The organism is Rhodocytophaga rosea (assembly GCF_010119975.1).
In the GTDB taxonomy this organism is placed as follows: Bacteria; Bacteroidota; Bacteroidia; order Cytophagales; family 172606-1; genus Rhodocytophaga; species Rhodocytophaga rosea.
On record NZ_CP048222.1, the window covers coordinates 2,154,714 to 2,168,604 of the forward strand.

The window sequence follows — 13,891 nt, forward strand, 5'->3', positions numbered from 1 at the left end:
AATGTTTAGACCAGTCTGGAATGCCCGATTTTCTTCAATGAGGATCAACGGCCCGGGAATGCTTCCGATGGATTCAGCAGGAATGATTAGCATAAAAAATGTCCCGTTTTAGTGTACCAGCCTATTAATATAATAGTAGCATTATTGATTCATACTATTATCCCGTGCAAGAATTGAATTTAAACAATTTATTTTTGGAATGTTACCCTTTATCATATTTATTTTTACATAATCAGACCAATTACAACTGCTTTTTGCATAAAAATTAGCTTTATACTTTTTCTCAACCGATTAATAACCAGGGTAATTATTTAAGGTGTGGAGGGTTGATAAAAGAACAGGCAGATTATTCGAAACGGTAGTTTTTACCCAGCAACAGGTAGAGAAAAAAAGGAACACCCACAAATGAAGTAACAATGCCAATAGGCAGACCGGCAGGCGGATACACCAGTCTGGAGAGCAGGTCGCAGGATTGCATGAATAATCCCCCCACCCATACAGAAAACAGCGTATTGTATCTTCCGGTAGCTCCAAACAAGCCCCTTACCAGGTGCGGAATAATCAGGCCCACAAAGCCGATCGTACCACAAGTAGCTACTGCAATTCCGGTAAGCAGGGATGTACTCCCCAGAATGATCCATTTCAGCAAACTGGTATTCACGCCTAATTGAGAAGCCCGGTTTTCGCCCAGCAGCAGAATATTAATCTGTTTGTGCAAAAACGAAAAAAACAGGGTAAACAAAATCACTATAACCAGCAGCAAGGGTATATCCGACCATTGTGCCCGCTCAAAGCTACCCATTGTCCAGAAAATGATGCTGCGGAGTTTATCTTCCGAATCAGACAGAAAGGTGATTAGGCTGGTAATGGCGGTAAGTAAGGACGAAAGTGCTACTCCCCCCAACAAAAGCTGCGTAGAGATAATCTGGCCTTTTTTGTAGGCAATGCTGATAGCCATAAAGGTTACCAATAATGCCCCCAGAAACGCAAATACCGGAGGCAGATAAATACCGGCTACCTGGATGGGAAGCAATCCAAAAAATACAATATTGGCTCCCAAAGCCGCTCCGGAAGCTGTACCCAGAATGTAAGGATCAGCCAGCGGATTGTTTACCAGCGCCTGAATCAGATATCCTACACTAGCCAGGGCACCACCAGCCAGAAAAGCCAGTATTAACCTGGGTAAGCGCAATTGAAGAATCACATACTGCGAAGTGTCGGCAGGATCATACTGTGTAAGCAACTGGTATATGGTAGCCCAGCTGGTTTCAAAACTTCCCACAAACAAGCCTGTAAGTCCAATGCCTACGGTTAAAACGAGCAATACAATGACAAGCAGGTATATTCTCACAGGTTCTTTTTGCAGCCAGGAATGCACCAATATAAAATTAATTTATGTAATACCTGGAAGTGATAGTATCTGGCAGGCAAATTAAGCAGGCTGAGGATAGAACAAAAATGGAGGGCAGAAAAATATAAATCTACACGAAACTGAATCTAAATGTCCTTCACAAAATGGAAGAAGAAACCTTTTTCCAGCTGTTTATTTATGGAGGCATCTATCCGGAAGACGGTATTGTAAAACGTAACAATATCCAGACCTACGCCACCTCCATACAACATGGTATTGGATAATCTGTTATTTTCAATATTATACGTATTATCTACTACATATCCTGCATCGCCATATACTTTTAAATAAATCGCGATAGGTATGGTTTGAAATTGCCGGAGAGGCATCAGGTGCGGAATATGCTTTTGTACATTGAGTAATTCACGCTTCAGGGTGAGCTTTGCCAGGCCATAATGCTGCCCATCGACTACATAATACTCATATCCCCGCACATAATCCTGCCCATAGCCAAAGCCCCGGTAGTTAAAATAGGGTTGTTTGCCTGGAGAAGAGGTTTTTCCCCGTAAACTGGCTGTCCAATAGAACTTCTTAGCAATAGGCCTGTACACAGAAATATCAGTATACAAGGCAGTCAGGTGTACATCTTCTTTTTTTGTAAAACCGGCCCGGGAAATATTTACATTGAATAAGTGCCCTTTCAAAGGATACGCCGCAATGTCTCTGCGGTCGATGGAAAGGTTATATCCGAGGCGGAAATATTGCTGCCTGGTGCGGCCTTCCAGAAAGTAGTTAGGATTTAGCAGCGCAAGGGTATCGGCGATGGTATTGTAATTATATTTTGCTTCGATGGTATGGAAAGAATAATACCTGTTCCGCCTGGTAAACCGTACGCCAGTACTAAATCTGGTCCGTAACACCGACTCTGAATCAGTATATTGAAGCTTGTGCCCGCTGGTTTCGAATGCAACAGATTTATTCTGGGCGTAGGAAATATCGAAACCCATTCCATGTTTCTGGGCGAGGTCTAAATAGGGTATGCTGTAGGCCAGGTCGAATCGTTTGGTAAACCCAAACTGGGCAGTAGCCCGGAGTTGCTCGCCCCGCCCCCTGAAATTTTTATGTGCAATCCGAAGGCCATACTGGGTACGGCTCAGACTTCTGCCCCGCTCAAACCACCATTCGTTAAAATTACGGTCGGCGAGCTCAAAAATGATCATCGGGAAAATATACCAGCGTTCGGTAACCCGGATCAGCAGATAGGCACTGGTTTTATCAATCGTCTGTACGCTGAGATCAACAGTTACAAACAGGTGTGTATTGAATATTTTATTCCTGTTCCGTAGTAAAGCTGCTTCTTTCTGCAAGGATTTGAGGGTATCGCCTGCGGTAATATCCAGCTCCCGCAGAATCATCTGTTCTTTGGTTTTCAGGTTGCCTTCAATAATAATATGGTTTACGATTACGTAAGGCGCAGCCGTTGTATCATTGGTGATAATTGCAGAGCCGGGCAACATATTCAGCAGCACGGATAACACTAACGCTAACATTCTAAATTCTATAAATTATATAGTATCAGACAATTTCGATGCCTGTTTATATGAAATAGGATGTACAAGTTACACAATTTCCGGAAATTCCATATTCTATTTAAGAAGGGAGAACAGCATAGATATGCTATAAAACAAAAAACCTGCGTTGGAGGCAGGTTTTTTATAAAAATCAATACGGAAAATGTTTATACCACTTCTTTGGCAATGGCATTATTCAGTTTTTGTGCCAGTACATTTTTAGGAACAACACCTACTTGTTTATCGACCAGCTGGCCATTTTTAAAAACAAGAAGCGTAGGTATATTTCTGACACCGAATTTCATTGGAATTTGTGCATTTTCCTGAACATCCAGCTTGCCTACCACTGCTTTGCCTTCAAAATCGCCGGCTAATTCTTCTACGATAGGGCCTATCATCTTACAAGGCCCGCACCATTCTGCCCAGAAGTCTACAAGTACCGGCTTATCGCTGGCTATAATTTGTTCAAAATTGGCATCTGTAATTTCGATTGCTTTTCCCATGATTGTTTTGTGTTTTAAATTTTAATGTTTTGCTTCGAGCCGTCAGTAGGGAGCATAAGTATGGGCGAACACTCAAAGCTGATGGCCTTTCAAATAGTAAAGATATTTTGCGAGAAAATAGTTCCGGAACTTTTCATCCAACTCTATAGGACAAAAAAAGAAAGTTACAGGAGGAAAAAAGTAATAAAAAACAGCAGAATCCGGTACAGAGTTAGCATACTATATATGCCCATAATCATCGCCGTAGCCCGCCATATACTACCTGCCCTGGTACAGGCATAGAAATTCCGTTCTCCGGTATAGAGAAAATAAAAATTTGTACCGGCAGAGATAAAAGAGAAAAGGCGATCGTTGAGGAAAAATCCCGGATTTGCTTGTACGGCTTCTGCTATATACACCACAATGGCTGCCAGTGTACTCAAAGCAATGGTATTCACAAGCAAATTAAAAGTAACCGTTTCGAAGGCGAATGTAATGTGGCCAGAAATATAGGGCTGCTTGCGGAAATTGATTAAGCCAATGGGTAAACTGGTGAGCATGACCAGGGCAATCAGGAGCAGTTTGGCTGTTTCCGTAGATTTTGCTTCATACATCTTCCGGAATTCCTGTTCATTCAGCTGGTGCTTTTCCAGATATTCATTTACCATTTCCAATGCTATTTTGCTATGGGGCAATAAATGAGTCTGGGTATGAAGACTTGAATTGAAAGTTTCAAAATAAGGGATGAGAAAATAGATCAGGTTAGCGAGGAAGAATATGGAAACTGGTGTCAGGTATTGTATTCTTCTGCCTTCCATATAATAACGGCTCAACGTACCCGGAGACATCAGGATCACCTTTAGTGTTCGCCATAATTTATGATCGGTAGAGGTAAGTGCCTGAAAAATGCTCGACACATAATGCCAGATGCTCAGATCAGCAGGTTCTATGCGCTTTTCGCCACAAGAGTTACAGTACTTGCCTGCAAATATATTTCCGCAGCTTTTGCAGGTGTGGCTTACGTGCATGTGGCTTTCAAAGATTTTTAAACTAAAGAAGTAATATATTTAACTTTAGAGCAGTGAGATTATAGACATGAACCAATAGCAAAACTTATAGATAGCATTATTATTATGTTGTACTAATTCTGTTTAATAACCCTACTCTATTTTCAATTCTTACAGTTCTATTTCTTCTATTAAAATCCAGATCATACACAGATTTCATAATCTTTCTGATAATATCTTCACCAAATAAGGGAATATCCTGCTCAGCAAAGCTCATGAGTAAAACTTCAAACTGTAGATTCACTTCATTTTCTAAACCGAGCATAACTTTAGCCTTATAATCTTCACCTTTATAGCAGTAATGTTCTTCGGTCCATCCATAATAACAGGGTATTTTTAGAAAAGCGGTTAATAATTTCTGGTTAGGTTCATTAAAATTAACTCATACTGTTCACCATATTCTCCAAAATAAGAAGTTTGAAGAAAGGTAACCTGATAGGGCCTGCTTTTATCTAACACACCCTTTATATAATTACAATTAAATGGTCTCTCTTGGTTTATTGTTACTTGATAACTACCAAACTCAAGCTTAACAATCTTTTCTTTTGTTTTATCAAGTTCAAATTCAAGGTAAATACTATTAGCCGTTACCGTAAGATAAAATCCATTTTTCAACTCTTGTTTCGTAACTTCTTTGAAGTTGCTCTGTGTAAAAAAATCCTCTACAAAACTTTCCCAATTGCCAGGTGTCTTCATATTTATATTATAGCACCTATTTTTTCCTCACCAAATCAACTTGTACGAAAGTCCATCTAAGGCGGCGAGTTGACCGATGAGCTCATTGCTGGGTTGTATGCGAAACTTGCGGGAAGTGGTTTCTACCTGGATTTTGTCTTCCACATCATGCAGTACAATCTTCAGGAAACAATCCCCTGGCTGCGACTGGGCAATTTTAGCCAGTTCTTCTACTACTTTGGTATTTACCCTGGCCAGATCCAGGTTAACATGCAGCCCTTTGCAAAGTTTTTTGCGCATTTCGCCCAGCAGTTGAATTTGCTTAGGCCGCAATTCCCATTGATCGGTGGAGTTATAGCGAAGTTCGTACTTGCCTTTGATGTAGATAAACTGTCCTTCGGTGATGTATTTAGACATACTCATGTAATCTTCACCGAAGAGAGCCATATCCAGAGAAGCATTATAATCTTCAATGGTGAACAAGGCAAAGGGATTTCCGTTTTTCCCTTGTCGCACAATGCTTTTGGTCACAATGCCTGCAATACAGACTTCCTTGTTTTTGTAATTCTCCAGGTTATCGATGGTATCCGAACAGAAGTTTTCAATCTCCAGCCGGAATTGATCCAGCGGATGGCCGGAAATATAGAAGCCTACTACATCTTTCTCGTACTTCAATTTTTCAATCTCACTCCAGGGCTCACATACCGGAACTCTGGGCACCGGCACATCTACGTTGCCTGCGGTAGCAAACAGAGAAACCTGCGAAGCACCTTTGGCCTGCAAATAACTGTTGCCATATTTGATGAGTTTTTCGATCAGGTTGGCACCATCAGCATCATAAAAATACTGCGCCCGGTGAATATTCTCAAAGCTATCAAAGGCACCGGAATAGGCTAAACTTTCAAACGTACGCTTGTTAACCGCCCGCAGGTTCACTCGTCTGGCTACTTCGTAAATGTCTTTAAAAAAGCCGCTCTTTTGCCGTTCTTCAATAATATTATCAACTGCCGCATCACCAGTTCCTTTAATGGCACCTAGTCCGAATCGGATTTTGCCTTGCTTGTTTACGTCGAAGAAGCGGGAACTTTCATTGATATCCGGGCCTAATACCGGAATATTCTGCCGGCGGCATTCATCCATAAAGAAAGTGATCTTTTCGATATTACCCATCCAGTGCGTGAGTACCGAAGCCATGTATTCAGAAGGATAATTGGCTTTCAGATACGCCGTTTGATAGGCTACTACCGAATAAGCTGCTGAGTGTGAACGGTTAAATCCGTATTCCGCAAATTTTTCCATCACGTCAAATACTTCTTCGGCTTTCTTTTCGGGAATACCATGTATCTCTTTTGCGCCTTTTACAAATTTTACCCGTTCCTTGGCCATTTTCTCCTTGTCCTTCTTACCCATCGCTCTCCGGAGCAAATCGGCACCACCCAGGGTATAACCAGCCAGAATCTGGGCCGTTTGCATGATCTGTTCCTGGTACACCATAATGCCATAGGTATAATTCAGAATGGGCTCAAGTAAGGCGTGCGGATAAATTACCTCTTCTTTGCCATGTTTCCGGTTGATAAAGTTAGGAATGAACTGCATCGGACCTGGGCGGTACAAGGCGTTCATGGCAATCAGGTCTTCAATGTTGGTAGGTTTGAGGTCTTTCAGGTACATGCGCATCCCCTCGGACTCGAACTGGAATGTACCAACAGTATCACCTTTCTGATATAACTCAAAAGTCTTAGGATCATCCATCGGAATGGCATCAATGTCAATGTCTACCCCATGGTTCTTTTTAATCATAGACAGGGCATCTTTGATGATAGTGAGGGTTTTGAGACCCAGAAAGTCCATCTTCAGCATACCGGCATCTTCAATGTGCTTGCCGTCGAACTGGGTTACAAACAGTTCGGAATCTTTGGAGGTAAATACGGGAATATAATCGGTAAGGTCGTCGGGTGCGATAATCACTCCGGCTGCATGGATACCTGTATTCCGCACTGAGCCTTCCAGTTTTTCAGCCAGTTCGAGTACCTGCCCGTTTATATCCTTCATTCGCCTTAATTCCTGTAATTCGGGCACTTCCGAAAATGCTTTGGGCAAAGTCATTCCTACCACCGTAGGAACCAGGTTGGCCAGTTTATTGGATTGCGGCAAAGGCAGATCGAGTACCCTGGCTACGTCTTTGATAGATGATTTGGCCGCCATCGTACCGAAAGTAACAATCTGGGCTACCTGGTTTTTGCCATATTTATCTACCACATAATCAATTACCTGCTGCCGGCCCTGGTCGTCAAAGTCAATATCAATATCAGGCATGGATACCCGTTCCGGATTGAGGAAACGCTCGAAAAGCAGGCTGTATTTAATCGGATCAATATTGGTGATACCGATACAATAGGCAGCGGCTGAACCAGCGGCTGAACCCCTTCCCGGACCTACAGCTACGCCTAATCTTCGTCCGGCTGCGATAAAATCCTGCACAATCAGGAAGTAGCCGGCAAATCCCATTGTTTTAATGATCCGCAGTTCATGTTCCAGCCGTTCTACCACCTCACTGGGCAAGGTTAAACCAGACGTATCTTCATGGGTAAGCGGCAAGCCATTGTAGCGTTTTTTCGCTCCTTCAAATGTTAAGTGATACAGGTAATCGTCGGCCGTAGCAAATTGAGGAGGCAATGGAAAATTAGGCAGCAGAATATCCCGCTTGAGTTTGGGCGGGGTAATCTTGTCTACAATTTCATTGGTATTATCCAGTGCCTGAGGCAGGTCATGAAACAGCTTAGCCATTTCATCGGTAGTTTTGAAATAGAACTGGTCATTTGGGAAACCAAAGCGGTAATCCCGGCCACCAAATCCATCTCCCTTCCAGACCGGCTTGCTCTGCAACTCGCCAGTATTTACACACAGCAGAATATCATGGGCATTGTAATCGTCCTGGTTCACATAATGCGAATCATTAGAAGCAATTACTTTTACATTGTATTTCTTGGCAAACTTGAGCAGGACTGCATTTACTTTCTCCTGCTGCTCCATTTTGTGGCGCTGCAACTCTACATAATAATCTTCTCCAAACAGATCCAGCCACCATTGAAATAATTTTTCTGCTTCTTCTTCTCCCTGGTTCAAAATCGCCTGCGGCACCTCTGCCCCAATACAGCAGGTAGTAGCTATCAAGCCTTCCTTATATTTTAACAGAATTTCCTTGTCAATCCTGGGCCATTTGCTGTACATCCCTTCGATATAACCCAGCGAACACAGTTTAGCGAGGTTTTTATAGCCGTTCTGGTCTTTGGCCAGCAGTAACTGATGATGGCGGTTATCTTTGGAATCTTTGTTGAAGTTTTTTTTATGCCGGTCTTCCACCAGGTAAAATTCGCAGCCTACAATCGGTTTTACATTGTATTTATTGGCTTCGGCTACAAATTTAAAGGCACCAAACATATTTCCATGATCGGTAAGGGCAACCGCTGGCATCCCATCTTTCTGGGCTTTTTTCATCAAATCCGAAATATTGGCGGCTCCGTCGAGCAAAGAAAACTGGGTATGGCAATGCAGGTGGCTGAATGTAGGCATAGGTTATTGATTACGAATGAGTAATGACGAATTACTAAAATTGGTTCGCTGGCAGCGAGGAATAGATAGGTAAAGTTATTGATTTTGAGAGTAGCAGGAAAGAAGGATTTTGAACGATTTGCTAACTGGCTGTTTAGCAGGGAGAAATTTTTTGAGAAGAATAAGTTACAATTCAGATTGTCTTGACACCAGATAAAAACTTTGTTTTAGATAAAATAAGTGATTTACACAATTTTTAACAAAGTAGTCAACTAACGAACAGGGCTTTGTGCAGGTTGGAAATTAGCATTCTGTCTGCCAATAATCGCTGCTGAGTAAAGATAAAAAGATGATAATATACACATAGCTTAACAGATAATGTCTTAAACTGGATATGTAGCTGAGCAAAATTACGGGAGGTGAAACACACTTCCGTCAGCCTGTATTTTGACAATACTTATGTTGTCTATAGTTTTTACTCGTCATTCGTATCTTATATCGGATTAGTAAATGCTATTGCGTTCGTCATCCTACTTTTATTTCCTGATTGGTCATACAATTGAAAGGAAACTTCAAAATTGCCTCCAATGTCAATATTAAAAGCACCTGAACACATTCCTCGTCCCACTTTTACAGAGCCATTTTCTATACTCAAAATATATGTAGTTATTTTTCCTGTCGCTTTGTTCTTAACATATGTTCTCACAAATAATTCTGATTTGTCTTGTCCTGCCATGTTAAAGTAAACCCAGCTTTCAGGTCCGCAACCCAAAAGCTTTAATGTTTTCTTTTGCTCTCTAGGTGTACTTTTAAAAACTGGAATGTCGTTATCAACTGATTGGCTTATTTTAAATGTTAATTCTTCCCATTTGTTGGATGAATAATTATAGCGTGCCGGCTTTCGCTCATATTTGGGTAAGTTGTCAATTTGAAGGGAATAAATTTCGTTAACTATTAGCTCTGATACCGGCTTTAATATAATTTGTGTCTCATTCATTTCTCCCTTTAAAGTCTCGATGACAGCAAGTTGGACTTTGTCTTGTGTTGACTTTAAATAAACTGGGTATTTTTTGTTTAAGTCAGGAATCAGAAGTTGACTTGCAGAATAGAACTCCAGAATGATGATCCCATTTTTATTAAGTATTGGGCTTTTTGATAAACAATAAATGCCATTGTTTTCACATTTTGCAGAAGCAATGGCCGTAATAAAAAATGTCAGAATAATTAGTGTAATGTGTCTCCTAAAACTATAGGCAACCAGAAAAGGCTTTATACAGGTTGGATACTTGAAAAACTTAGGATTAGTCTTTGTTCTGAGGCTGATTAATGTTTTCATCTTGGCTGTTTTCATGAATGATGCAAAATCATTCACTTTCCATAAGATTTTATAAATAATATTTATCTTATGAGTGTGAGGGAAGAATGAATAAAGTTTTGTAGTAGGTTGAAGTATTGCCACACCTATTCAAGCACAGATGGAAACTTTGCTTAACCATTCACACATATACCAAGAGATGTATTGCTAGCTTAATTTACAGAATCGAGAAAAGTATCATTAAAAACAACACGATACTTTCCAGCATCAAAACATATTTTAGTTTGCCTAGTTTGATCATGGTTTAAATTTTTAGCTATTAATGTAAGAGGATTTGATTTACTGTAGCCATTTATCAATTTCCGGACGGAGCAGCAATTGCATTTCCGGCGTTTGCATATTTTCTTTTGTTACCATCTGTACACCTGTATCAATTCTTTTGTCTACTTTTTCGCCTTTTACGAGCTGAGTGGCTGTTTTTACGGTCATATAGCCCATTTTAAACGGATCTTGCAGTGCTATTCCGTGAATATGATCTTTCTCGAGGGCTGTGATAAAGGATTCATTGGCATCAAAACCGATCAGTTTCACTTTGCCAGCTTTATTAGCCGTCTGCAGTGCCCGTAGCATTCCTTGCGTCACAATCTCATTCGGGCAAAATACACCATTCACATCCGGGAAACGATTCAGCAGATTCTGGGATGCCTGAAAGGCTTTCTCTATGGTAACGCCTGCAAACTGATTGGAAGAGATCACTTCTATTCCTTTTCCGGATTTTTTCATCTCTTCCAGAAAACCTTCTTCCCGGTGGGTATTACTGGCAGAACCTTCCAGGTAACGCAGTAAAATCACTTTGCCTTTTCCGCCCAGTACTTCAATCAGCCGTTTTGCGCTTAACCGGCCACCTTCCCGGTTATCAGTAGCCACAAAACTTTCATAATCCTCAGAAGCCAGGTCAGAATCGAAAATCACCACCGGAATATTGCGGCTTCTGGCCGTTTTTACGGAAGGAATCAAGGCCCGTGCATCCAGGGGAGCCAGTGCTATGGCATCTACGCCCCGGCTGATAAAATTCTGAATGGTCTGGATTTGTACCTGGCGATCGTCTTCTTTTAAGGGGCCTTGCCAGTAGATTTGTACGCCCAGCTCTTTGGCAGCTTTGGCGGCACCGGCATGTACACTATTCCAGAAAATATGAGTAGTTCCTTTAGGGATGAGGGCAATTTCTATTTGTTCGGTTTCTGAATTTTGATCTGTTGCTTCCTTATTCTGACTTTGTTTATTACACGACATTATCATCAAACAGATCAGGATACTACATAAAGCATGTATAAATTTTCTACGCATATAGGTTAACTTGTAATTTGTTTACATAAAGGTAGTCAGAGTTAAATTATTTACCAGCTAATTTTTTCAGTGGTTATGCAACTTCTGTAAATCCTTTTAAAGAGAACGGCAGCAAGTTCTATCTTTTATACTTAAGAGAACCAAAAACAGAAAAACTGGAAGTATTGTTTCCTTAATTTCTCGCTATTATCGGCAACACCATTACTATTTCGATTATCTGAGGTCTGCTTTATTTTAATTGTTTAAAGCAAGATCACAATCACCTGCTGATACAACCAACATATCTTTATCTTTTTCCAGAACAGTTGTAAGCGCCTGATCATATTTCTGCCACATGCGTTGCCGGTTGTAAAGTTTTATTCCCAGGTTATAAGAATTTCTCCTAAGCAGCTTAGCTAATTTTTTATCTGTAATCAATCTTTCCATATGATCGGCAAATTCTTTCTCATCCAGGTATTTCATTCCATTTTTATGTAAAGCGATGGTAAGTTTCAAGGTATCGTATTCATGTGTGAATAATTCGTCTAAACCATCTACCCCGCTTACAATAAGGGGCAACTGGTGTAAGCGCATTTCTATAGCCGTAAAACTACACTGCTCGTGTAAAGAAGGAATTACACCTATATCGGCTAACCGGTAAAAGTCCCTTACCTGTTCTGGCGGGAGTTCTCCGGTATAAATTATTTTACTCCAGTGTGGATTTACCATAGAAATAAACTCAGAAAAATGCCCGGCACCCATTACAACCAGTTTTAATTTTTCCATTCTTCCAGCAAGTAAGCTAAAAGCCCGGAGTAAATCCGGAATCCCTTTATCCTTGGTAACCCGTCCGGAAAATAACACGATCTTATCATTCCTGGCAAACCCGTATTTCTTTCTCAACACCTGCTTGCTCTCGTTTTTGTTTGTGGGAACAGGCATTCCATTGTAAATGGTAACTACTTTAGAAGCGGGAATATGGAGTACCTCTATAAAAAAATTCCTGGCATGGTTGGTCACTGTGATCGTAATATCTGACAATAAGGCTATTTCCTGTTGATACCTTGTCATTTCGAAAGCCTTTGGATGAAAGCCATCGTTGCCTGTTTGCCATTCCTGGATAAATGTACGATCGGGAACATTGATAAAGTATTTCCAGCTAAAGGAATGGTGCACATACATCAGTTTACACTCCGTAAATACTTGTTTTAATTCATAAGACACATTTAGATAATCGATACTGTTTACCCAGAATAGCAGGTTAGGTTTATCCTTCAGAAACGGGTAAATAATGCCTATGATCTGCTGTGCATACGCCTTTTGAACCGGATGATTTTCACCAGTGAGCATAGGAATATTGGGTAAATGGGGGATGGCCAGTATGTTCATTCCCTCCTCTACATAGGAGAATACGGCTGAAATTCCGTCACAATCTGTTTTAATGAGTGTAATGCTGGTGTTGGCTTTCGTTTTAAAATAGGGAAGCAGGCTGTTTACAAAAGCCCCCTGTCCGAAATGCCCTGACCTTAATCCGCAGTAGAAGAGTACGAGATTTGTTTGTGCCACCACTGTTTTTATCTAATTTATTTTAAAGCTTCTATGTTGCTTTACGGTCCTGTTTTAGCTGAATAACCAGCCTCTCAACGCTCCTGGAAAAACATCGGAATAGGTTTTTATACCTGCAACGGCTTAACCAAAGGCAGGCAGTAGCCTATCCAAGCCCCAGGGGATGAGTACCATTAAGGCGAAACTCGATAGCAAGGGTGAGAATGGACTTACGCATCAGCAACTTGTATTTTTCATCGGACATATTTTTATCTATCGGAATACTTTCAATGCGTCGTAGTAGATATTTCATCAGAAAGTAATATGGAAGAAATGCCAGAAATCCACAGAGAACTTTAATAATAAAATTGTCTTTCACTATTGGCGAAACAGGAATCCCTGCCTTATACTGGAGAATGGCAATTAGTGTCCAGAATGCAATATAATAGCCACAATGGAATACTATAAACCGAAACGCATAACCTTGCTCGGCATAGGCTTCACCCCATCGCTTCTTTAGCATGACATAGCAGAAATCTCTTAGATCTACTAAGTGTTTAATCATTCAATGTTTACTTACCAGATGATTCATATTGTATAGAGGAATTGACGATGGGCGGTATCAGTTTGTTAAAGCTCAATGGTATGATAAATAATAAAGCCGCACCGGTTGCCAGCATTAGATATGTTATTTTTACAAGCTTCTTATATTTTTCAATCGGTATTTGTTTATTGATGGGATAAACGGCCATCCGTCGGAACAGGTAGAGAAATAGTAAGATGTAGGGAACAAAAAATAACACGCCGGTGAATAAGACCATCAATAAATTTTGTAAATAAAAGATAGATGGTAGACCTATGCCTGTCCTGTTCATAAAAATACCAATCAGCATCAAAAAAGCTATATAATAAAGTACGAAAAAACCCATGAGTTGTGGCTTATACCACCATTTGGCCATTGTTTCCCCCTCGTGCTTTTCTAATCTCACGTAGCAAAAGTCGTGTAA

General features: G+C 40.7%; 12 protein-coding genes. All 12 read right to left on the reverse strand.

Annotated features, from left to right (window positions below; all coding sequences use genetic code 11):
• Positions 1-346 precede the first annotated feature (346 nt).
• Positions 347-1,378, reverse strand: coding sequence for a FecCD family ABC transporter permease (locus tag GXP67_RS09030; RefSeq protein ID WP_232065060.1), 1,032 nt, complete (start codon positions 1,376-1,378; stop codon positions 347-349).
• A 119-nt stretch (positions 1,379-1,497) separates the two neighbouring features.
• Complete coding sequence (locus GXP67_RS09035; protein ID WP_162442841.1) at positions 1,498-2,901, reverse strand: BamA/TamA family outer membrane protein; 1,404 nt, start codon at positions 2,899-2,901, stop codon at positions 1,498-1,500.
• 188 nt (positions 2,902-3,089) lie between these two features.
• Positions 3,090-3,425 carry a thioredoxin gene (gene trxA / locus GXP67_RS09040; RefSeq protein WP_162442842.1) on the reverse strand — a complete coding sequence of 112 codons (336 nt, stop codon included), beginning with the start codon at positions 3,423-3,425 and terminating at the stop codon, positions 3,090-3,092.
• A gap of 164 nt (positions 3,426-3,589) precedes the next feature.
• Positions 3,590-4,432, reverse strand: coding sequence for a DUF3667 domain-containing protein (locus GXP67_RS09045; protein ID WP_162442843.1), 843 nt, complete (start codon positions 4,430-4,432; stop codon positions 3,590-3,592).
• Positions 4,433-4,535: 103 nt separating this feature from the next.
• Entirely contained in the window at positions 4,536-4,736 is a 201-nt protein-coding gene (locus tag GXP67_RS09050; RefSeq protein ID WP_162442844.1) for a hypothetical protein, read from the reverse strand.
• Between the two features lie 83 nt (positions 4,737-4,819).
• The gene (locus GXP67_RS09055) at positions 4,820-5,167 is read right to left on the reverse strand and encodes a hypothetical protein (protein WP_162442845.1); all 348 of its coding nucleotides are present in this window, start codon (positions 5,165-5,167) and stop codon (positions 4,820-4,822) included.
• A 27-nt stretch (positions 5,168-5,194) separates the two neighbouring features.
• Positions 5,195-8,719 carry a DNA polymerase III subunit alpha gene (dnaE, locus tag GXP67_RS09060; RefSeq protein ID WP_162442846.1) on the reverse strand — a complete coding sequence of 1,175 codons (3,525 nt, stop codon included), beginning with the start codon at positions 8,717-8,719 and terminating at the stop codon, positions 5,195-5,197.
• A gap of 472 nt (positions 8,720-9,191) precedes the next feature.
• Positions 9,192-10,049, reverse strand: coding sequence for a hypothetical protein (locus tag GXP67_RS09065; RefSeq protein ID WP_162442847.1), 858 nt, complete (start codon positions 10,047-10,049; stop codon positions 9,192-9,194).
• Positions 10,050-10,352: 303 nt separating this feature from the next.
• Positions 10,353-11,360: an ABC transporter substrate-binding protein gene (locus tag GXP67_RS09070; protein ID WP_162442848.1), complete on the reverse strand. Its 1,008-nt coding sequence runs from the start codon at positions 11,358-11,360 to the stop codon at positions 10,353-10,355.
• Positions 11,361-11,594: 234 nt separating this feature from the next.
• The gene (locus tag GXP67_RS09075) at positions 11,595-12,905 is read right to left on the reverse strand and encodes a glycosyltransferase (protein ID WP_162442849.1); all 1,311 of its coding nucleotides are present in this window, start codon (positions 12,903-12,905) and stop codon (positions 11,595-11,597) included.
• A gap of 145 nt (positions 12,906-13,050) precedes the next feature.
• A complete protein-coding gene (locus GXP67_RS09080) occupies positions 13,051-13,449 on the reverse strand; it encodes a hypothetical protein (protein ID WP_162442850.1) in 399 nt (132 codons plus the stop codon).
• Between the two features lie 7 nt (positions 13,450-13,456).
• Complete coding sequence (locus GXP67_RS09085; protein ID WP_162442851.1) at positions 13,457-13,873, reverse strand: hypothetical protein; 417 nt, start codon at positions 13,871-13,873, stop codon at positions 13,457-13,459.
• Positions 13,874-13,891: the final 18 nt, after the last annotated feature.